Below are 21,252 nucleotides of genomic sequence, written 5' to 3'. Positions count from 1 at the left end.
GTACAAACAATATTAATGATCTTCGTAAAAAAGATGCGAGTGTATAGAACAATTACATATTTTATAACTTTTTTATATTACACGATGGTCGTTTATAAGTAGGAGGAAGAGATGTTGAAATATAGTAAATTAGCAATTGTAACTGCATTATCAATGATTTTATTAGCCGGTTGTTTCGGTCCGAAACCAGAAGAAGAATTATATGTAGCGTTTGAAAACGCTGCTAAACAAGAAAAAACAATGTTTGAAGATGCAAAAAAACTTGAGACTTTAGAGAAAGAAGGACAAGAATTATATAACCAGATTGTTCAAGAAGGAAAAGATAATAATCAAACTGTTAAAGAAAAACTGAATCAAGCAGTAAAAAATACAACTGAACGAGAAAAAGTGCTTGCAAAAGAAAAAGAAGTTTTAAATAAAGCGCAAGAAGAAGTGAAGTCAGCTGATAAGTATGTGAAGAAAATTGAAGATAAGAAATTGAAAGATCAAGCTGATAAAGTGAAAAGCACGTATGAGAAACGACACGATTCATTTAATAAAATGTATGACAGCTATGACAAATCTTTAAAACAAGAAAAAGAGTTATATACAATGTTACAAGATAAAGGTACTAAATTAAAAGATATTAGTGAAAAAGTAAAAGTAGTAAATCAATCTTATAAGGATATTGAGTCAGAAAAAGATAAATTTAATGAATTCACAAAGTCTTATAATACAGAAAAAGTAGCTTTTTATAAACAAGCAAATATTAAAATTAAAGAAGAGAAAAAATAAAACAGTTTGGCCTACACTTGGCCAAACTGTTTTATTTTTTTGTATAAGTACGACTATACCATGGAACAGGTTCACTTAATTTTTTTTCTTGTTTTAATGCTTCAGGACCAATATAATCTTGAATTGTTTTTTTTGCCACTGTTAAAGATAAGGTTGTTTTCGGATTTCGATAGGAGGATTCAAGATGACCAAGATGCGGTAGAATTCGAAAATCTTCTTTCGTAGGAGGGATGTGGAAAAAATAATCGCCTAAACGTATAAGGACATCAGATTGTTGTTGGCTAAAACGTGGGTTTCTAGAAAAATGTAATCCTTCTTTAATTGCTTTTTTTTCAGCAATCAAACGTTCTAAAGCTGTCTTTTTTAACCAGTATAAATATTTAGGATTAGTAGCTGCTTTAGCATGACGATTCACAACGAAAATAGATTGAGCTAGTCGATTAATAGAATGTTGGTTTTGTAATTGAGATTGTGGTTGTGAAGGTTTCATATTGAATCTCCTTTCAATTTTTCATTATTATACCATAAATAAAATAGGTATTTATTATACGCAAAAAGTGATTGTATATATTTTCAATATTAAAGCAATATTGTTACAAAAAACAACTATTTTGTATAATAGTAATAGAATATGTTTTTGAAATTTGATAATGAAAGAGTGAGAAGTTTGAAAGAAATATTAAAACAACAGTATGCCATTATAGATATTGGATCTAATACAATGCGTTTAGTTATTTATGAAAAGCAAAATGGAGGTTTTTATAAAGAGATTGAAAATACGAAAGTTGTTGCTAGGTTAAGGAATTACTTAATTGATGGTGTGTTGAATGAAGAGGGAATAGAAGTATTATTACAGACATTATTTCAATTTCAAGAAAGTACAAGATTCCATCAGTTGCATCATGTACTTTGTGTTGCAACAGCAACAATTAGACAGTCGGAGAATCAAGAGGAAATTAAAAAGCTTGTTGAAGGACAAACGGACTTTACGCTTAGAGTATTATCAGAGTATGAGGAAGCGCGTTACGGATACTTGGCGGTTATGAATTCTACATCGTTTTCAGAAGGAATAACGGTAGATATTGGTGGGGGAAGTACGGAAGTTACATACTTTAGAAATAGAGAGATTTTAGAGTACCATAGTTTTCCTTTTGGGGCACTTTCTTTAAAGCAACAATTTATTAAAGGTGATATTCCTACTAAAGATGAGTTAGAGGGAATGCAACAGTATTTAGAGTTTCAACTTCGAACGTTACCATGGTTAATCAATAAGAAATTGCCTCTTATTGCAATTGGTGGTAGTGCTAGGAACTTAGTAAAAATCCATCAAAATTTAATATGTTATCCTATAGCAGGATTACATTTATACAAGATGAAAGAAGAAGATATTGAAAGTGTAAAAGATGAATTGGAAAGATTGTCGTTCATAGAACTTCAGAAATTGGAAGGATTGGCAAAAGATCGAGCAGATACGATTATTCCAGCGGTTGAAGTATTTCATACACTTGTTAATGTTATAGAGGCACCGGCATTTGTATTAAGTAGAAAAGGGTTAAGAGAAGGTGTTTTCTATGAAGAGTTGACAAAAGATTTGGGGATTTCATATTATCCGAACGTAGTTGAAGAAAGTCTGCATTTACTATCACATGAATACGAAATGGACATGGAATTTGTTATTCAACTTATTAAACATGGAAGACTAATTTGCAAACAACTTGAGGAAATAGGGCTTATTTCTATGTCAGTAAAAGACTGGGAAGTGTTCCATCAAGCAGCGAAAGTGTTTAATATAGGCAAATATATAGACGAAGAAGCGAGCCGTTTACATACGTTTTATTTATTAGCGAATAAGACAATTGATGGCATGATGCATAAAGATCGAGTAAGGCTAGCGCTTATTGCATCGTATAAATCAAAAATGTTATTTAAACAACATTTATCTCCATTTGAAGGTTGGTTTGATAAAAGCGAACAAAAAAAAATCCGCCTGTTAGGAGCTGTTTTACAATTTTCAGCTACTTTAAATGCAAGGCAACGATCGCTTATTGATACCATATCTATAACAGAAAGCGAAGAAGGATTAACGTTTAAAGCTTTATGTGAACAATCGGCATTAGCGGAAAAAGTGCAAGCTGAAAAACAAAAAAAACAGTTAGAAAGAGTATTAAAAACGAATATTAACTTGTCATTTGAACTAAAATATTAGGTTGTACGGATGTCTTTACAAAAAAATTACACTTTATAATATTGTAATTTGCTAAAATAAAAGTAAGTAAATTATAGTAAAAAAGTTTCAAGGGGAAGTGTGAAGAGAATGGAATTATTGAAGGGGAATGCAGTAAATTTAAATGATACAGCTTATTACAATAATCGAGAGTTAAGTTGGTTAGCATTTAATGAACGTGTCTTACAAGAAGCGCAAGATGCAAATAATCCACTTTTGGAAAGATTGAAATTTATTAGTATTTTTAGTTCGAATTTAGATGAATTTTTTATGGTACGTGTAGCGGGATTAAAGGATCAAGTGAGTGCTGGATTTAATCAGCCAGAAAATAAAGCTGGCTTAACACCAAAAAAGCAATTAAATAAAATTGCGATAAAAGCCCATGCACTAATGACAGTACAATATGATACATTTAAAAATTATGTATTACCAGCACTTGAGTTAGAGGGAATTGAACGTTTAACATTCAATGATTTGACGAAAGAGCAGCGAGAATTTATAGAAGAGTATTTTGATGAGCAAATTTTTCCGGTGTTAACTCCTGTAGCTATTGATGCATATCGCCCATTTCCAATGTTATTAAACAAAAGTTTGAATTTGGCTACTCTTTTATATGATGAGAAGCAAGCGGAAGAAGAAAACAGGACGAAGTTAGGAATTGTGCAAGTTCCTTCATTACTTGAGCGCTTCATAATTTTACCGAGCGAAGGGCAAAAGCATAAATTTATTTTATTAGAAGACGTAATTAGTAGCTTTACTCATAAATTATTTACGGGATATACAGTATCATCTGTTACTCGTTTCCGTATTACACGCAATGCAGATTTAACGATTCATGAAGAAGGTGCGAGAGATTTATTAAAGGTAATTGAAAAAGAATTAAAAAAGCGTAAGTGGGGGGCTGCTGTTCGTTTAGAAGTTGGGAAAGAACACATTGATGAAAGAGTATTAGCGTTATTATATGAGGTTCTGGAAGTAAAAGATGAAGATGTATATATAATGGATGGTCCATTAGATTTAACATGTTTGTTTTCTTTATATAAAAAACTAGCTCCTTTATATGAACATCTTGTATATCCGGCTCTTATTCCGCAACCACCTCAAGATTTAGGTGATGAAGAAGATGTATTTGAAAAAGCAATTGAGCATGATATTTTATTACATCATCCTTTTGAATCATTTCAGCCGGTAGTTGATTTTGTCCGTGATGCGGCGGACGATCCGAATGTACTTGCGATTAAACAAACGTTATATCGTGTAAGTGGTGATTCACCGATTATTCAGGCGTTAAAGATAGCGGCTGAAAAGGGAAAACAAGTGACAGTATTAGTTGAATTAAAGGCAAGATTTGATGAAGAAAACAATGTTCATTGGGCTAAAGAATTGGAACAGGCAGGCTGTCATGTTATTTACGGTGTAAGTCACTTGAAAACACATAGTAAAATTACGTTAGTTGTAAGAAGAAAAAACGGAAAAATCGAAAGGTTCGTACATCTCGGAACTGGAAACTATAATGATGCAACAGCGAAGTTATATACTGATTTTGGATATATTACATCAAGAAAAGACTTTGGGGTTGATGCAACCAATTTCTTTAATTATTTAAGTGGTTATACAACAAAGCCACATTTTCATCATTTATCGGTTGCTCCATTTGATATAAGAGAGCAATTTATAGATTTAATAGATGAAGAAATCCGTTATCATAGGCAATATGGAAATGGATATATTATCGCTAAGATGAATTCATTAACAGATAAACCATTAATAAAAAAAATGTACGAAGCATCACAAGCTGGAGTAAAGGTAGAGCTCATTGTTCGAGGGACATGTTGCCTACGACCTGGCATTCCAAATGTAAGTGAAAATATTCGTGTAGTTAGTGTTGTTGGAAGATATTTAGAACATAGCCGTATTTATTATTTCCATCATAATGGGGAGGAGAAAATATATTTATCTTCAGCTGATTTGATGACGCGAAATATGGAGAAGCGAGTGGAAATATCTTTCCCGATATTAGATATTGAAATGAAGGCACGAATTAAGGCGATTTTACAGCTTACATTAGCTGATAATGTGAAAACACGTGAACAAAATAAAGATGGTGATTACTATTATGTTATTAATAGTAGTACAGAAGAAATTGATAGCCAAGTGAAGTTGTTTAAGATGGCATATCAAAATACAGACGCTGAATAATGAAAAAAGTAAAAACCTCTTATGTCAATAAGAGGTTTTTACTTTTTTCTACTCATATGCTCCAAAAATGGAAGGATGAGTAGAAACAATAGTTTTATTATAAGCGTGTAATGAGATGGCTCGTTGAGAGAATAATATTTGAAAGAATCGTTATTTTAACTTAGTAATAGTATGGTTGCTGACATGGTCCACCGTAACAAGGATAAGGTGCTGGCGGCGGGAAAGGTGTTGGATAAGGTGGATAAAATGGTCGAGGGCCGAAAGCTAATGCTCCGCCGAGCAATCCACCAGCAATTCCAGCTAGAAAGGGAACGCCAAAAAACGGGAAGAAGCGTGAGTCGCCTACTGGACCAATAGGTGCTGAACGGACTGGAATTGGTTGATAATATGGATACATGAACATACCTCCTTTATTGGACTCACTTTTATCATATGGTAAACAAAACGTGGATGAGCGCGTACAAGAAAGGATATGTAAGAAAATAGGCGAATTATTACGAATGTTTGAGTGTGAAAATTGTGATTTCAGGTTTTGACATAAAACGAAATGGGACACGTGTTCTTCCCAGGCCTCGATTGACATAGAGAGTTAAATCCTGAATTGTATAGAAGCCTTCAATATAGTCTTTGGCGAGTGAAGGTGTAATAATAGCTCCTAAAAAAGGAATTTGTACTTGTCCGCCGTGACTATGACCAGAAAGTTGCAAGTTGATTGGATATCTAGAAACTTTGGGCGCGATATCTGGTTCGTGAACAAGAACAATGTTATAAGTACTTTGCCGTGCATGCTCTAATGTTTTCTCTATTTTTGGTTTGCCTAGTAGTATATCATCGAGACCGAAAATAGAAATTTCGCTATTATCCATTAGACGAATTCTTTTTTCACTATTGAGCAATAGCTCAAATCCTGATTCACGCATGATGTGCTCATAGTATTCAGTTCCATATCCACCGTGATCATGGTTACCATAAATAGCGAATTTACCAAAGGGGGCTTGTATATTTTTTAAAATGGATGCAACGAAAGGAGTGTCAGTATACGTTTGATAATTATCAATGAGATCTCCGGTAAAAAGGACAATATCTGGATTTACAGCATTAATTTTAGAAACAACTTTAGATAAATGTTGAAGCGAGAAATAGTATCCGAGATGTAAATCGCTGAATTGAAGAATTTTCATACCATGAAAATTTTTTGGGATGAGTTGTGATTTTAATGTGTGCTGTGTAAAAGAAATGAAATGGGGCTCTATATATTTAGCATAGTAGTATCCGATGCTACTGGTTATAAATGAATAGAGACAAGTACGCATACCAATTTTTAAAAAATTTCTTCTTGTAATGTGCTTCATAAAAATATGAGTATACCTCAATGTTTTCATTCCATTTATAGGCTACTCAAATCTCCTTTCAGTTTATTTAAAATATACTTTACATAATAAAAAGTAGTATAGATTACGAAAAAAAATGAATAAAAAGAAAGTTCTTTACGCTAAAATATCAGAAAAGTTTAAAAATATAAAGATTTCTATTAAATAAAGTGATAAAATGAATGTGTATTCATTTTTTGGAGGGGATGTATGTGAAAGAAAAGGTAGTTATTATAACAGGTGGATCGAGTGGAATGGGAAAAGGAATGGCGACTCGTTTTGCAAAAGAAGGGGCACGAGTTGTTATTACAGGACGTACAAAGGAAAAACTAGAGGAAACAAAGTTGGAAATTGAACAATTTCCAGGGCAAGTATTACCTGTACAAATGGATGTAAGAAATACGGATGACATTCAGAAAATGATTGAACAGATTGATGAGAAGTTTGGTAGAATTGATGTTTTAATAAATAATGCAGCTGGAAACTTTATTTGTCCAGCAGAAGATTTATCTGTGAATGGCTGGAATTCAGTCATTAATATTGTATTAAACGGTACGTTTTACTGTAGTCATGCTGTCGGAAAATATTGGATTGAAAAAGGTATAAAAGGGAATATCATTAACATGGTAGCAACATATGCATGGGATGCAGGTCCAGGAGTGATTCATTCGGCTGCAGCGAAGGCAGGAGTATTAGCAATGACGAAGACGCTCGCTGTTGAGTGGGGACGTAAATATGGAATACGAGTTAACGCTATCGCGCCAGGACCAATTGAACGTACGGGCGGTGCTGATAAATTATGGATTTCAGAAGAAATGGCTAAACGTACGATACAAAGTGTTCCGCTTGGAAGGTTGGGTACGCCAGAAGAAATCGCTGGCCTAGCTTATTATTTATGTTCAGATGAAGCTGCGTACATAAATGGAACTTGCATGACAATGGATGGAGGACAACATTTACATCAATATCCATTTTAAAAGGGATAAAAAAATGAATGTTTGATTCATTTTTCTACGGTTAAATGTGACGGAATTGTGACATATGAAAGAAAAGTGTTTACAAGAGGTCATATATACGTTATATTTAAGACCTCTTTTTTCTTCATAGTAGAATTGCTAATTCCCCTTAGCATTTTACCCCTCTAATCCCTTCAGGAAAACTGAAGGGATTTTTTATTATTTTTCCGTAAATATCATGTTATAATTTTTGAAAAGTAAAGGGAGGGAAGCACGTTGATAGATGCATTAGATGTAATGAGTAACTTGGATAAAGTCCTTCCTTATTATCAAGCTATTTTTAGTGCTGATGAGCATACTGTAATTGGATACGAAGTAGTAGGACGTATTCAAACAGAAGAGGGCATACAAAGTTTAGCTTCTTTCTTTCACGATGATTCGATTCCAAGTGAATTTCAACTGGAAGCGGATAATATTATAGTAGAAAAAGCTTTAAATCGTTATTTAGAAAGCGATCAAAAATTATTATTATTTATACATCGGAATGCTAATGTATTAATGAATGATAATGATGAAAGCTTGCTTCAACTTTTATTGAGGTATGAAGAACAAGGTTTAAATTTAAAACAAATTGTTTTAGAGATTACAGAGCATGAATGTAAAGAAGATATAGAGCAATTTAATCATTTGCTTATGTATTATCGTACATATGGTATTCAAATTTCGATTAATAAAGTCGGAACGGGCACAAGTAATTTAGAGCGTATTAGCGTGTTAGCACCTGATATTTTAAAAGTAGATTTAACGAACTTAAGGCAAACAGCACTTTTACAATCTTATCAAGATATTTTATATTCTTTATCATTACTTGCTAGAAGAATTGGTGCAACTTTGTTATATGAAGAAATAGATGCTTTTTATCAACTGCAATATGCTTGGAAGAACGGTGGAAGATATTATCAAGGTAATTATTTGAAAGAATGTTTACCTGATTTTATTGAAACGAATGTTTTGAAAGAGCGACTGGGTAATGAATGTCATCAGTTTATTCAGCATGAAAAGAAGAAGTTACAAAAAATTTATAATTTAACAGAGATGTTACGCGATCGCATTGGCGATGTTTTATCAAAACAAAAAAAGAATGAAGATATAAATGATTGGTTATTACAATTTAGTCAAAGTGTATCACAGTGTAGTTTTCGTATATTTATTTGTAATGAAGATGGTTTCCAACAATCAGGAAATGTTATGAAAAAAGATGGAGAATGGATTGTGATGCCGGATTATTATATGAAGAACTGGAGTTGGCGCCCGTATTTTCTCGAGAATATCATGAAAATGCGTTTCGAGAATAAGGCGAGGCTTTCAGATTTATATGCAGATATTGAAACGGGAGAAATGGTACGAACATTTTCTTTCCCGATTGATGATGACAACTTTTTATTTATAGATTTATCTTATGAATATTTATATGAAGAAGATGTTTTATTTTAATGCACGAAGGAATTCGTGCATTTTTTGTTTGTTTTTATCATAAATTGGTAATAGTGAAAATGGTGATGAAAATGCTGTCTATCGTTGTAAAGATTTTACGAACGAAATCTGTCCTTTCTTTGCATAATCATTGTTACAATGAATACTACAAAGACAAGTTCTTTTAAAAGGAAGGTGAAAAAATGAGGAAATATGGAATATGGCTTGTTCTATTTGTATGTGTTGCCTTTCTAGTTGGTTATAGTGTTACGACTGTTTTAGGAAAAGAGGAAGTGGAAGTCGATCGGAAAGAAGTATTTACAACGATACAAAAAGGCTATGAAACACAGTTTTCAATTCGTGGGAAGCATTTGCCGATGAATAAGATGATAGAGACGTTATCACCGTATTTTACAGATAATTTCCTTCAAGTATTTACAGATGAAAATAGCAGAAGTGATAAACAAAGTGGTGAATATTTACTTCCGGCAAAAGAAGCACCGTTTTCTTTTAATTCAGAAACGAAAATGTCGTATGATGAAGAACATAAAAATTTATATGTATATGAGCGGACAAAAAGTGGACAGTATCAAATTGTAACATTGAAAAGGGATCAAGATAAATGGAAATTAGCAGGATATCATGAAAGTCAGGAACTTTTAACTGAAATAAAAAGGTTGCAACAATTATAAAGTGAAATTTTTAATCAGTGAGAGGGATTACTCTTCCATCTAACTTCTTTGCTGTAGCTAAATTTTGGGTGGGAGTTTTACTACCTACAAATAGCGGGATAAGAATAGGAATAGGTATTTACCTATTCCTATTCTATATTGAGTAGTTGTTGTAACTTTTCAATTTGAAACCCTGCAACTACTTCGCCATCAATTACGACTGTTGGAGTTGAATAAGAATCATAGTCGTATAAAAGACGATTGCGAGCAGCAGCGTCTTTTTTTACGTCAAATTCTTCATATGCAACGTTATTATGCTTCAAAAATTCTTTCACAATAACACATGGCGGACAATCGGGTTGTGTATAAACCTCAATTTTTTTCATTGTTATTCCTCCTTTTTTCTGTTTTTTATTATATTCTTCCAGTATAAAAACCGCAATAAAGAAGGGGAAATATGTTCTTTCTGTTTTTTCCTTCGCATTTCGACAAATTTTTAGTTGAGTTTCTGGCCAATAACCTTTATCCTAGAGTGTGGAACATTTTTTCTGTTATGACGGATAGAATGAGTATAGCTGTAAAACCTATTGGTAGGAAGATTAGAGAAAGGAGAGATTTCATGTCTCTACTCCAAGGAATTTTAACTCGACTTGTTAGTCTACAAGAACAAGCTGAAAGCGGTGAAGTAGCACAACGCTATTTTGAAGTGAACGGTGAGCGCAAATGTAGCGTGAAATTTTTCGATAAAAGTGAAATGTATGAGTTAGAAGTGTATCAACAAGGTGAAAAACCTCAAGTGTATCAATTCGATAATATCGACATGGTTGCAATTGAGATTTACGATATCATTTCTTGATACATATAAAAAAGGTACTGCCATGTGGCAGTACCTTTTTTAGTTCTATTACTTTCTAGCGGAATGTATAGAAGTTTTTTATTTTTCCTACAATGGTATTAAAATGAAATTTTAATCCGTGCAAGTTTGCTTATCCATGTGGAAAATGAGTCCCGTCAACCGGGTGAATATGTGAAGCTAAACTTCTCACAATCGCTGGGTTCTGCAAATAGCGGGAGAAATATAACTAGGAGGTTATCGTATGGAACGTTTACCAGTTGTGATTTGTCCTAATTGTCAAAGTTCTGCTGAGATTATTCATGTATTAACGGCTCAATCTAATCAAAATGTAATTTATACGTGCCAAGTTTGTCACTTTGTAATTCGAAATATTGAAACGAATAAAGGATAGGAAGTTATAATTTTAGTTTTTGTCCCATACAATGAGAATACGAAAAGTCTGTCTAATTGAAAGGACGTGACTCTGTGGACGGTGCACATAAATTTTACAATGTTTCAGAGAGACATTTAAATTTTGATATGGTCTTTAACCGTATTTGTAGTTTCATTGAAAAGGATCCGCGAAATTTATATCGATTATCCATTGGGACAGACTCACAAGCGCATCAAAAGGATACGAGGTTTATTACAGCAATCCATATTCATCGTGTTGGAAAAGGTGCCTGGGGCTGTTTACACCATAGATCAGTAAAAGATAAGCCGGCAACCTTACGTGAGAAAATATATTTAGAAACGCAGTTTAGTCAAGAAATCGCATGTCTATTTACGCCTACTCATATACAAACAATATGGGAGTTATTGCATCCTTATGCTCAAGATGGGGCTGGATTCATAATGGAAATTCATTTAGACATTGGGAATGATGGTTTAACAAAAGAATTTATTTTAGATATGACAGAAAAAATTCGAGCAATGGGATTAACTGCAAAAATTAAGCCGGATGCTTATGCGGCGTTTAGCTATGCAAATCGATATACGAAATGATTTTTTTGTATGTGTACGATTGCTACATATCTTTTAATAAAAACTGAATATTACATCTATTAAATAGGTTGAATTTTTTATATAATAAGAGTAACGATGCGAGTGTAAGGAGAGGGGTATATGCAAAGGGAAGTTGTTTTAACAAAGGAAGAAGAAAGTTTATTACTAGATATTTTATTTCAGCAAAATTATGCAAGTGAAATTTTAGCTGTGGAACTTACAGATATTGAGAATGGTTTGAAACAGACAGATGTGATGCAATATAAAAAAATCACAAGGTTATTTTACAGATTAAAAAATAAAGGGTATTAAGCGCTACCGGAATGGTAGTCTTTTTTTTGTGCTGTATGCTAAAATAGCTGTGTGATTGTATTTTTATTGAAATAAATTTAGGACAAAATAATAATATGAAAACGCTGTCATAAAATGTGAATAGAGTTGTGAACATAAGCAGGAAAAAAGGAAAATGGGGGATGTAATATGATTAGTATTCCGAAAGACGAATTTCAACAAATTCTTGTGAAGGATTTAATGATTTCATCGGAAAAAGTAGCTCATGTCCAAATTGGAAATAGTTTAGAACATGCTTTACTCGTTCTTGTGAAATCTGGATATTCGGCGATACCTGTTTTAGATCCAATGTATAAACTACATGGTTTGATTAGTACTGCCATGATATTAGATGGTATGTTAGGATTAGAGCGTATTGAGTTTGAAAGACTCGATGATATGAAAGTAGAGCAGGTGATGAAGGAAGATATACCTGTTCTTAAATTAGACGATTCATTTGCAAAAGCTTTAGAAATGACAATTGATCATCCTTTTATTTGCGCTGTTAATGAAGAAGGCTATTTTGAGGGGATTTTAACACGTCGGGCTATTTTAAAATTGTTGAATAAGAAAGTAAGGCAATATAATCGATAACGTGAGAAAAGTGACTTCATAGAAACGAAGAAGTCACTTTTTTTCGTGCATATCACTTGTGTATGTATTATATTTAAAAAGACATAAAACATAAGGAAAGTTTGCGCTGGACAATTGTATTTTCTGAATGAAAGTATTCGGCTAAATTAAGAATGAAAAGCTTATTAAAATAAGGTGTATGGAAGCTAAGGAAAGAGGGAGAAAGTTGCAAATTGATGATTTTCAAATGATGGTTGTGTTAGCTCAGGAATCAAATATGAGAAAAGCGGCGGAACGTTTATTTGTTTCCCAACCTGCGCTGAGTCAACGATTACAATCTATGGAGAAACAATGGGGAATGAAGTTTTTTATTCGCTCACAAAAAGGATTGACAATTACACCTGAAGGGGAAAAAGTAGCAAATTATGCTAAAGAAATGTTGCAAAGGGAAGAAGATATAAAAAGTGAGCTAGCTGTTTTTAGAACGGAAACTCATGGAACGTTAAAAATAGCTGTTGCGTCAGTTATTGGTCAATATTGGCTCCCTCCTGTTTTGAAAAAGTTTGTGCATAAATATCCTTCTGTAAAGATATCGCTGTTTACTGGATGGAGTAGTGAAGTGCAAAAGCAGTTTTATGAAGGAGACGTTCATGTTGCTATACTGAGGGGCACACAAGAATATAAAGGTCAGAAACAACAATTATTTGAAGATGAACTGTATTTAGTTGATAAAGAAATAAAAGATATTTCGATGTTAAAAGAAACAAATAGGCCGTTCATTCAATTTAAAAGTGACTCTACTTATTATGGACAAATACAAAATTGGTGGTATGGTTTATTTTCTAATCCGCCTAAGCGAACAATTGTAGTTGACCAAATTGAAACATGTAAACAACTTGTTTTAAATGGTATAGGTTATGCCCTTTTACCTTCTACTGTTTTAAAGGAAGTACAGGAAAATATGTATAAAACACCTGTTCAACTGACGAGAGAAACATGGTTGTTAACAAGTGACTCGGCAAGGCAGTTGAAGCAAGTGCAAGCATTTTTAGAAATTATAGAAGAAATTCAAAGGGAAAAATAAGATTATTATCTTGCTACTCGCTCTTTCGTTTGGTAGAGTAACATTATAAATGGATTTAGGAGGCAACAAGAATGAAAATGATGGATGCTAACGAAATTATTTCGTTTATTCAAAAAAGTGAAAAGAAAACTCCTGTAAAGGTATACATAAAAGGGGATTTAAAAGAAGTAACATTCCCTGAAACAGTACAAGCATTTGTGAATAAAAAATCAGGTGTATTATTCGGAGAATGGTCTGAAATTAAGACAATTCTTGATGAGAATAATAAGCACATCGTTGACTACGTTGTAGAAAACGATCGTCGTAATTCTGCAATCCCAATGCTTGATTTAAAAGGTATTAAAGCTCGCATCGAGCCAGGTGCTATTATTCGTGACCATGTTGAAATTGGTGACAACGCTGTAATTATGATGAATGCAACAATTAACATTGGTGCTGTAATTGGTGAAGGTTCTATGATCGACATGAATGCAGTACTTGGTGGACGTGCAACAGTCGGTAAAAACTGTCACGTAGGTGCAGGTGCTGTACTTGCAGGTGTTATTGAGCCACCTTCTGCAAAACCAGTTATCGTTGAAGATGATGTAGTAATCGGTGCAAACGTAGTTGTTTTAGAGGGTGTTACAGTAGGTAAAGGTGCAGTTGTAGCAGCGGGAGCTGTTGTAACAGAAGATGTGCCTCCATACACAGTTGTTGCAGGTACTCCAGCACGTGTAATTAAAGAAATTGATGAGAAGACAAAAGCAAAAACAGAAATTAAACAAGAGCTTCGTCAATTAAACCCAGAGAAATAAAAAGTAAAAAAAGCGTAAGAGCGTAAAAGGGCTCTTACGCTTTTTATAGATAGAGGTGCAAAAATGACAGTAAGCAAATTTGTCCAAATTCGTAGAGATCTACATAGAATTCCAGAAATCGGATTTAAGGAATGGAAAACACAACAGTATATTTTAGATTATATAGGAACACTTTCTCATGAATTTGTGGAAGTGAAGACATGGAAAACGGGTGTAATCGTTAAAGTAAATGGAAAAAATCCCGAAAAAATAATAGGTTATCGTGCAGATATAGACGGTTTACCAATTACAGAGGAAACTGGATACGAGTTTGCTTCTATTCATGAGGGGATGATGCATGCATGTGGCCATGATGTACATACAACAATCGGTTTAGGCCTTCTAACGAAAGTTGTGAGCGAAAGAATAGATGATGACCTTGTATTTCTATTCCAGCCAGCAGAAGAAGGACCAGGCGGTGCTCTTCCTATGTTAGAAAGTGAAGAGTTAAAAGAATGGAAACCAAATATAATTCTTGGTCTTCATATTGCACCAGAATACGCTGTAGGTACAATTGCAACGAAAGAAGGACTGTTATTTGCCAATACTTCAGAATTATATATTGATTTAAAAGGGAAAGGTGGCCATGCTGCCTATCCGCATACTGCAAATGACATGATTGTTGCAGCGAGTCACCTTGTTACACAGCTTCAATCCGTTATTAGTCGCAATGTAAATCCTCTTGATAGTGCAGTAATTACAATCGGGAAAATTACAGGTGGTACGGTTCAAAATATTATTGCAGAAAAATCTCGTTTAGAAGGAACGATTCGAACATTATCAGTGGAATCAATGAAGCGTGTGAAAAGCAGAATTGAGGCAATTGTTGCAGGTATCGAAGCTTCTTTCCAGTGTGAGTCGATTATAGATTACGGAGCAATGTATCATCAAGTATATAACCATGAAGAGTTAACGAGAGAGTTTATGCAATTTGTACATAAACAAACTGATATGAATGTTATTACATGTACTGAGGCAATGACAGGTGAAGATTTTGGTTATATGCTTCGAGAAATCCCTGGATTTATGTTTTGGCTTGGAGTAAATTCAGAATATGGTTTACATCATGCAAAATTAAAACCAGACGAAGAAGTGATTGAAAAGGCAATTACATTTTTAAGCCAATATGTAAAGTGGAAAGGGAATAGAAAATAAAACTTCCGCTTTCTTGAAGGTTCCAAAAAACTTTTTGTTCTGAGGTGTAAGTAACGCTCGTATAGATTGATTTTAGACATTTACATACAAAAATGGAAGAATTAAAGTTAATTGTACTGTTTTAATAATGAGCAGGGGGTTTAGCCACTGCTCATTATTAATTATTTGACTAACTTATATATATTTACTTTTAGTATGAAAAGTGTGTAAAATCAATGTGAAACATAGAAAAAAGGGTGGGGAATTACGTGCAAATTAGCAGTGCGATTTTATGTTTCGTCTTATATGCGTATGTTATTATTGCGGCGGTTTATTTTGGGATAAGTTTTTATGCCTATCGTCTAGTAGATAATAATGAATATGACGAAACATACAAATGGGTGAAGAGATATTTATCACCTGTACTAGAAATTATGAATGGGTTTGTGCTCTTTTTATTTATTGGATTAATTGCTTTCTCAACGAGTTTAGTAGGGAATAAAACTACGTTATTTGTATTGGGTATCATTATTTTTATGTTGTTAGGAATAAGGATTGGTAATACGGTCTTTTGGAATGAAAGAAAAGTAGATGGTTGGACGGGAATGTTAATTCCGTGCATGTTAGCTGCAATCGTGACAAATATAGAGCATGAATATTATCAATTACATTTTTGGCTTATTATCGTTTTAACAATTCTTTCTGTTTTGTATATAAGCACAGTAGTACTAACATATATTGCACATGAAAAAGGAGATGTTAGAGGTACTCGTTTCTTTAGAGGACGGGCATTATTTTGGAGTGTGCCGACGATGGCAGTTATCGCGCTTATTGCGATATTAGTAAATGGATATCAATTTTCTAATTGGCAACTATTTTTAGAAAATTGGTGGATCTTTATCTTTTCGTTTATTGCTTTTTTAGGTGCAACGCATTATTTATTCCATCAACATCATTACATATGGGCGTTGTTATTTGCATTCACACAGCTTCTATTTGCCTTTTTTGGTCAAGAAACATTATTATTCGTTTTTGAAACATTTAGTTCTTTTGGAAATATATTTGTATTTGCTATGCTACTTGTTGGTATCGCTTTTTACTTGCAACAATATTTTTATATACAAAAACAAAAATAAGAGCTAATTACAGTTTTTGTGACGCATATAAAGTGTGTTACACTGAAAATAAATAGTACTTGAAGTTATTGGAGGAATTCTTGTGGGTGAGAAAGAAAAAGAATTTGCTGTCATTGGACTTGGTCGCTTTGGTGGAAGTATTTGCCGAGAACTAGCTCAATTAGGTATGGAAGTAATGGCAATCGATTCAGATGAGGATAAAATTAATGAATTTGCAAATATAGCTTCGCATGCTGTAATTGCAGATTCAACAGATGAGATGGTATTAAAAAGCCTTGGTATTCGAAATTTTGATCACGTAGTCGTTGCTATTGGAGATAATTTAAATTCAAGTATTTTAACGACTTTGATTTTGAAAGAGTTGGGTGTAAAAAATATTACTGTAAAAGCTCAAAATGATTATCATGAAAAAGTGTTAAGTAAAATAGGTGCAGATCATATTGTGCATCCAGAACGTGATATGGGAAAAAGGATTGCTAATAATATTGCATCAAGCAATGTGCTAGACTACCTTGAGCTTTCAGATGAGCATAGTATTGTAGAGATTATTGCGAATAAAAAAATTGATGGGCACTCTTTAATTGAATTAGATATTCGTGCGAAGTTTGGATTGAATATTGTAGCAATTAAACGAGGCAAAGAAGTTATCGTATCCCCTCGAGCTACGGAGAATATTCAAGCAGGAGATATATTAATTGTCATTGGTCATGACGATGAAGTGGATCGATTTAAACACTTTTTAAGATAAGAGAAAAGGACAATGCCTTCATGGCATTGTCCTTTTTCTTATATTTCCATAATGATTGGTAAAATCATTGGACGACGTTTCGTTTTTTCATATAGGAATGGGGCTAATGTGTCTGTAATTTCATTTTTAATTTCAGACCATTGTGTTGTTTTACGCTCCATTACTTTTTCTAAATGAGTTGTAATTAATGTTTGTGCATCATTGATTAAATCGCTGCTTTCACGCATGTAAACGAAACCGCGTGAGATGATATCAGGTCCTGCTGCAACTTTAAATTCTTTCATATCAATGCTTACAACTACAATTACAAGTCCTTCTTCAGAAAGGATACGACGATCGCGTAATACGATATTGCCAATATCTCCAATACCGTTTCCATCAATGTAGACCGAACCAGATGGGATTTTTCCAGCTACGCTAGCTTCATCCGAACGTAAAGCAAGAACATCGCCATTATCCATAATGAAGCAATTTTCTTCAGGGATGCCACAATCATTTGCTATGTTCATGTGCATACGCTGCATACGATATTCACCATGAATTGGCATGAAGTACTTCGGTTTAATTAGACGTAACATTAACTTTTGTTCTTCTTGTCCACCGTGTCCACTTGTATGGATATTTGAAAGTTTCCCGTGAATTACATCAGCGCCAGCGCGGTACAACATGTTAATTGTACGACTTACGCTAATTGTATTTCCTGGAATTGGTGAAGAAGAGAAAACAACTGTATCTCCAGGAATAATTTGAATTTGGCGGTGTGTACCGTTTGCAATACGTGAAAGTGCTGCCATCGGTTCACCTTGACTACCTGTACATAAAATAACAACTTTATTAGCTGGTAATCGGTTTAGTTGAGATGCATCTATGAACGTATCTTTCGGGCAACGAATATAACCAAGGTTTTGTCCGATTTCAATCGCTGCTTCCATACTTCGACCAAACACAGCTACTTTACGGTTGTTTTCAACAGCAGCTTCAACAACTTGTTGTAAGCGGTGGATATTTGATGCAAAGGTTGCGAATATAATCCGTCCTTCTACTTTACGGAAAATGTCTTGAATGCTATCACCAACGCGACGCTCAGACATAGTAAAGTTTGGAACTTCACTGTTCGTACTATCAGATAATAGACATAGTACGCCATCTTTACCGATTTCAGCCATTTTTGTTAAATCAGCTGGTTCACCAACTGGTGTGAAGTCAAATTTGAAGTCACCTGTATGAACAACTTGACCTTGAGGTGTTTTCACAACAACGCCGTACGAATCTGGAATACTGTGAGTTGTACGGAAGAAGGATACAGACGTTTTTTTGAATTTAATAACGTCATCTTCTTGAATCTCGTAAAGTTTTGCTTTACGAAGTAAGCCGTGTTCTTCTAATTTGTTTTTGATGAGTGCAATTGCTAATTTTCCGCCGTAAATCGGAATGTTCACTTGACGTAATAGGTAAGGGATTCCGCCGATATGATCTTCGTGACCATGTGTAATGAATAACCCTTTAATTTTATCTTCGTTTCGCACAAAATAAGTGTAGTCTGGTATTACATAATCGATTCCGAGAAGTTCGTCCTCTGGAAACTTAATTCCAGCATCAATTATAATAATTTCATCTTGAAATTGAACAGCGTATGTATTTTTACCGATTTCACCAAGCCCACCGAGAGCAAATACAGCAACTTGGTCGTTTTTTAGAAATTTCATATCGCTATACGATTTCCGCTAATGTTAAATCAGCGTTTTCTTTTTCATATTCAAGATGAGCGCCAGTAACAGACTGAACAAACTCGATATTATATGCGAACTTATTTAATTTTGTACGAACATCCTTTTCAGACGTAGCCTCTAAATATAAAACTTTTGTATTTTCACGTACTGGAACCTCAGTTAATTTTTCTTGATAAAATACTTTAAAAATCATTTGGAAAACCTCTCCTTGTCTATGTTTTGCATTATCTGTTACTTATTATAAAGCAAACAGTCACGATTTTCATGTTTTTTCGAATGAGAATGAAGAAAAAGCCCGAAATGGGCACAATTTAAGCGATTGTCTTTTTACGGACTAGACCGTTTAAATAACGCTTGAGCTTTTTCTTCAGCTTCTTCAGCATGATTACTCCTTCCTTTCCTTATTTTAAACATGCCTATTACTAGTGAAAACTCTATCTCTGATATAAGAGATAGGACAAAAGTGAAGGGTGAATCTTGTCCTTTCCCATACAGTGAAAGTTATTCTATAGTAACGATTAGTAGCCGTTAGTTATAGGTATAGTATGAGGAAGAATGGAAAAGAAAATTCATCCGAACAAGTATCCACATGTTTTACTAATATATATATGCAAAGTTTATAAATAAGGTCAGAAAGGGAACGCTTTCTTCACAGATGTTTAATATGTTATACTTTTTTTTAGAATTTGAAAAGTGATATTCAAAATAGGAATATAGAGTGCCAGAAAGGATTTTGACAAATGAATGATAAAATTGTCTTTTTTGATATTGATGGAACATTATTAGATCATGATAAAAAAATTCCGCAATCTACACGAGATGCAGTAAAACAGTTACAAGAAAAAGGTGTACATGTAGCAATTGCGACAGGCCGCGCGCCATTTATGTTCGAAGATATTCGTAAGGAACTTGATATACATAATTATGTTAGTTTTAATGGGCAATATGTTGTCTTTGAAGATGAGGTAATATTTAATAATCCGTTAAATCCAGATGCTTTACATAGGTTTACTCAGTTTGCAAAACAAGAAGGATATCCACTTGTATATCTTGACCATCAAGATATGAGAGCATCAGTGGAATATCATGATTATGTGAAAGAAGGCTTTGGAAGCTTAAACTTTGAGCATCCAACATATGAGCCTAATTTTTATGAGGAACGTAATATTTATCAAACACTACTTTTTTGTGAAGTAAATGAAGAGGAAAAGTTTATTAATCATTATCCAGATTTTCATTTTATTCGTTGGCATGCATATTCAATGGATATCATTCCGAATGGTGGTTCTAAGGCAAAAGGAATTGAGAAATACATTGAAAAGTTAGGGTTTAATCGTGACCAAGTGTATGCATTTGGAGATGGCTTAAATGATTTAGAAATGATCGAAGCCGTTGGCACAGGTATTGTGATGGGAAATGGCCATGAAGACTTGAAAAAACTTGCAAATCATGTGACAAAGGATGTTAATGAAGACGGTATATATCATGGACTAAAGTGGGCTGGATTGTTATAAGTGAATATGGAACCCATTTCATAATAAAGAGGCGGAAGATTAACTTCCGCCTCTTTATTATTATCGCTCTAGAGGTTTGGAATCATCAGGAGCGGCAAAAGGATTTTCTTTATTGATATGGTCATAGAACATAACGCCATTTAAATGGTCAATCTCGTGCTGGAATACGATTGCTGGTAAACCTTTTAAACGTAATTTTACTTCTTCTCCGTTAATAGAAGTTGCTTTTACTGTAATTCTTGTATAACGAGGAACATAACCAGGTACTTCGCGGTCTACAGATAGACAGCCTTCACCACCCTGTAAATATGTACGTTCAACAGAATGGCTAATGATTTTTGGATTGAATAATGCATGGCTATATAATGTACCATCCGCATCGGTTACATGAACTGCAATCATTTTTTTTGAAACACCGATTTGCGGAGCCGCTAATCCGATTCCAGGGCGTAAACTATATTTTTCAGCCATTTCAGGATCTTGGCTATTTATTACGAATTCAATCATTTCTTTTAAGGTAGTTGTATCTTCTTCGCTTGCCGGTAATGACACCTCTTCTGCAACGTTGCGCAAAATAGGATCTCCTTCGCGAATAACATCTTTCATTGTAAGCATATGTAATCTCTCCTTTCCTCTTTAGTCTACCAAAGGAGATGGAAAAAG

24 protein-coding genes are annotated in these 21,252 nt (G+C 33.8%); 17 read left to right on the top strand and 7 right to left on the bottom strand.

Annotated features, from left to right (window positions below; all coding sequences use genetic code 11):
* The first annotated feature begins 111 nt into the window (after positions 1-111).
* On the top strand, positions 112-774 hold the full coding sequence (locus EBQ15_RS00515) for a YkyA family protein (protein ID WP_000922482.1): 663 nt from the start codon (positions 112-114) through the stop codon (positions 772-774).
* Positions 775-805: 31 nt separating this feature from the next.
* Here EBQ15_RS00515 and EBQ15_RS00510 read toward each other — a convergent pair whose 3' ends face one another.
* Positions 806-1,264 (bottom strand): YkyB family protein, encoded by a 459-nt coding sequence (locus EBQ15_RS00510; protein ID WP_000804862.1) that lies wholly within the window; start codon positions 1,262-1,264, stop codon positions 806-808.
* Between the two features lie 141 nt (positions 1,265-1,405).
* Here EBQ15_RS00510 and EBQ15_RS00505 point away from each other — a divergent pair, with 141 nt between their 5' ends.
* A complete protein-coding gene (locus tag EBQ15_RS00505) occupies positions 1,406-2,980 on the top strand; it encodes a Ppx/GppA family phosphatase (protein WP_002000750.1) in 1,575 nt (524 codons plus the stop codon).
* Positions 2,981-3,088: 108 nt separating this feature from the next.
* Positions 3,089-5,197 (top strand): polyphosphate kinase, encoded by a 2,109-nt coding sequence (locus EBQ15_RS00500; protein ID WP_000421677.1) that lies wholly within the window; start codon positions 3,089-3,091, stop codon positions 5,195-5,197.
* Between the two features lie 160 nt (positions 5,198-5,357).
* On the opposite strand, the gene EBQ15_RS00495 is transcribed toward EBQ15_RS00500, so the two are convergent.
* Together EBQ15_RS00495 and EBQ15_RS00490 are read right to left on the bottom strand one after the other, a co-directional pair.
* Complete coding sequence (locus tag EBQ15_RS00495) at positions 5,358-5,594, bottom strand: hypothetical protein (RefSeq protein WP_000283741.1); 237 nt, start codon at positions 5,592-5,594, stop codon at positions 5,358-5,360.
* A 97-nt stretch (positions 5,595-5,691) separates the two neighbouring features.
* Positions 5,692-6,549 carry a metallophosphoesterase gene (locus EBQ15_RS00490; protein WP_033683947.1) on the bottom strand — a complete coding sequence of 286 codons (858 nt, stop codon included), beginning with the start codon at positions 6,547-6,549 and terminating at the stop codon, positions 5,692-5,694.
* A gap of 230 nt (positions 6,550-6,779) precedes the next feature.
* On the opposite strand from EBQ15_RS00490, the gene fadH reads away from it, so the two are divergent.
* The 3 genes from fadH to EBQ15_RS00475 all read left to right on the top strand — a co-directional run bounded on the left by fadH (position 6,780) and on the right by EBQ15_RS00475 (position 9,688).
* Positions 6,780-7,544: a 2,4-dienoyl-CoA reductase gene (gene fadH / locus EBQ15_RS00485; RefSeq protein WP_000660913.1), complete on the top strand. Its 765-nt coding sequence runs from the start codon at positions 6,780-6,782 to the stop codon at positions 7,542-7,544.
* A 255-nt stretch (positions 7,545-7,799) separates the two neighbouring features.
* Positions 7,800-9,017 (top strand): EAL domain-containing protein, encoded by a 1,218-nt coding sequence (locus EBQ15_RS00480; protein ID WP_000564310.1) that lies wholly within the window; start codon positions 7,800-7,802, stop codon positions 9,015-9,017.
* A 182-nt stretch (positions 9,018-9,199) separates the two neighbouring features.
* The gene (locus EBQ15_RS00475; RefSeq protein ID WP_001233804.1) at positions 9,200-9,688 is read left to right on the top strand and encodes a DUF3993 domain-containing protein; all 489 of its coding nucleotides are present in this window, start codon (positions 9,200-9,202) and stop codon (positions 9,686-9,688) included.
* Between the two features lie 128 nt (positions 9,689-9,816).
* Here EBQ15_RS00475 and EBQ15_RS00470 read toward each other — a convergent pair whose 3' ends face one another.
* Entirely contained in the window at positions 9,817-10,053 is a 237-nt protein-coding gene (locus EBQ15_RS00470; protein WP_000717875.1) for a glutaredoxin family protein, read from the bottom strand.
* A gap of 233 nt (positions 10,054-10,286) precedes the next feature.
* Here EBQ15_RS00470 and EBQ15_RS00465 point away from each other — a divergent pair, with 233 nt between their 5' ends.
* The 10 genes from EBQ15_RS00465 to EBQ15_RS00425 all read left to right on the top strand — a co-directional run bounded on the left by EBQ15_RS00465 (position 10,287) and on the right by EBQ15_RS00425 (position 17,345).
* Positions 10,287-10,523, top strand: a complete 237-nt coding sequence (locus EBQ15_RS00465; RefSeq protein WP_000055151.1) for a YkuJ family protein — start codon at positions 10,287-10,289, stop codon at positions 10,521-10,523.
* 241 nt (positions 10,524-10,764) lie between these two features.
* A complete protein-coding gene (locus EBQ15_RS30990) occupies positions 10,765-10,914 on the top strand; it encodes a hypothetical protein (RefSeq protein ID WP_000440540.1) in 150 nt (49 codons plus the stop codon).
* Positions 10,915-10,988: 74 nt separating this feature from the next.
* Positions 10,989-11,507 (top strand): ribonuclease H-like YkuK family protein, encoded by a 519-nt coding sequence (locus EBQ15_RS00460; RefSeq protein WP_000348489.1) that lies wholly within the window; start codon positions 10,989-10,991, stop codon positions 11,505-11,507.
* Between the two features lie 120 nt (positions 11,508-11,627).
* Positions 11,628-11,819 (top strand): antirepressor AbbA, encoded by a 192-nt coding sequence (gene abbA, locus EBQ15_RS00455; protein ID WP_001188692.1) that lies wholly within the window; start codon positions 11,628-11,630, stop codon positions 11,817-11,819.
* A 168-nt stretch (positions 11,820-11,987) separates the two neighbouring features.
* The gene (cbpB, locus tag EBQ15_RS00450) at positions 11,988-12,431 is read left to right on the top strand and encodes a cyclic-di-AMP-binding protein CbpB (RefSeq protein WP_000623580.1); all 444 of its coding nucleotides are present in this window, start codon (positions 11,988-11,990) and stop codon (positions 12,429-12,431) included.
* 178 nt (positions 12,432-12,609) lie between these two features.
* Positions 12,610-13,494: a LysR family transcriptional regulator gene (locus EBQ15_RS00445; protein WP_001987174.1), complete on the top strand. Its 885-nt coding sequence runs from the start codon at positions 12,610-12,612 to the stop codon at positions 13,492-13,494.
* Between the two features lie 71 nt (positions 13,495-13,565).
* On the top strand, positions 13,566-14,288 hold the full coding sequence (gene dapD / locus EBQ15_RS00440) for a 2,3,4,5-tetrahydropyridine-2,6-dicarboxylate N-acetyltransferase (RefSeq protein ID WP_000783241.1): 723 nt from the start codon (positions 13,566-13,568) through the stop codon (positions 14,286-14,288).
* Positions 14,289-14,351: 63 nt separating this feature from the next.
* Entirely contained in the window at positions 14,352-15,482 is a 1,131-nt protein-coding gene (locus tag EBQ15_RS00435; protein ID WP_000218675.1) for an N-acetyldiaminopimelate deacetylase, read from the top strand.
* A gap of 248 nt (positions 15,483-15,730) precedes the next feature.
* Positions 15,731-16,597, top strand: a complete 867-nt coding sequence (locus tag EBQ15_RS00430) for a cytochrome c oxidase assembly protein (RefSeq protein WP_001167325.1) — start codon at positions 15,731-15,733, stop codon at positions 16,595-16,597.
* Positions 16,598-16,679: 82 nt separating this feature from the next.
* Positions 16,680-17,345, top strand: coding sequence for a potassium channel family protein (locus tag EBQ15_RS00425; RefSeq protein ID WP_000504032.1), 666 nt, complete (start codon positions 16,680-16,682; stop codon positions 17,343-17,345).
* A gap of 38 nt (positions 17,346-17,383) precedes the next feature.
* On the opposite strand, the gene rnjA is transcribed toward EBQ15_RS00425, so the two are convergent.
* Positions 17,384-19,051, bottom strand: a complete 1,668-nt coding sequence (gene rnjA, locus EBQ15_RS00420; protein WP_000670377.1) for a ribonuclease J1 — start codon at positions 19,049-19,051, stop codon at positions 17,384-17,386.
* A 4-nt stretch (positions 19,052-19,055) separates the two neighbouring features.
* Complete coding sequence (locus EBQ15_RS00415) at positions 19,056-19,268, bottom strand: DNA-dependent RNA polymerase subunit epsilon (protein WP_000576435.1); 213 nt, start codon at positions 19,266-19,268, stop codon at positions 19,056-19,058.
* Positions 19,269-19,815: 547 nt separating this feature from the next.
* Here EBQ15_RS00415 and EBQ15_RS00405 point away from each other — a divergent pair.
* Positions 19,816-20,589: a Cof-type HAD-IIB family hydrolase gene (locus EBQ15_RS00405; RefSeq protein WP_000998272.1), complete on the top strand. Its 774-nt coding sequence runs from the start codon at positions 19,816-19,818 to the stop codon at positions 20,587-20,589.
* A gap of 60 nt (positions 20,590-20,649) precedes the next feature.
* Here EBQ15_RS00405 and def read toward each other — a convergent pair whose 3' ends face one another.
* Positions 20,650-21,204, bottom strand: coding sequence for a peptide deformylase (def, locus tag EBQ15_RS00400; RefSeq protein WP_000957048.1), 555 nt, complete (start codon positions 21,202-21,204; stop codon positions 20,650-20,652).
* Positions 21,205-21,252 lie beyond the last annotated feature (48 nt).

This window comes from Bacillus sp. 2D03 (assembly GCF_003946765.1).
GTDB classification, from domain to species: Bacteria; Bacillota; Bacilli; order Bacillales; family Bacillaceae_G; genus Bacillus_A; species Bacillus_A cereus.
The sequence above is the reverse complement of the archived record's forward strand: the minus strand, read 5'-3'. Positions and strand labels throughout refer to the sequence as shown.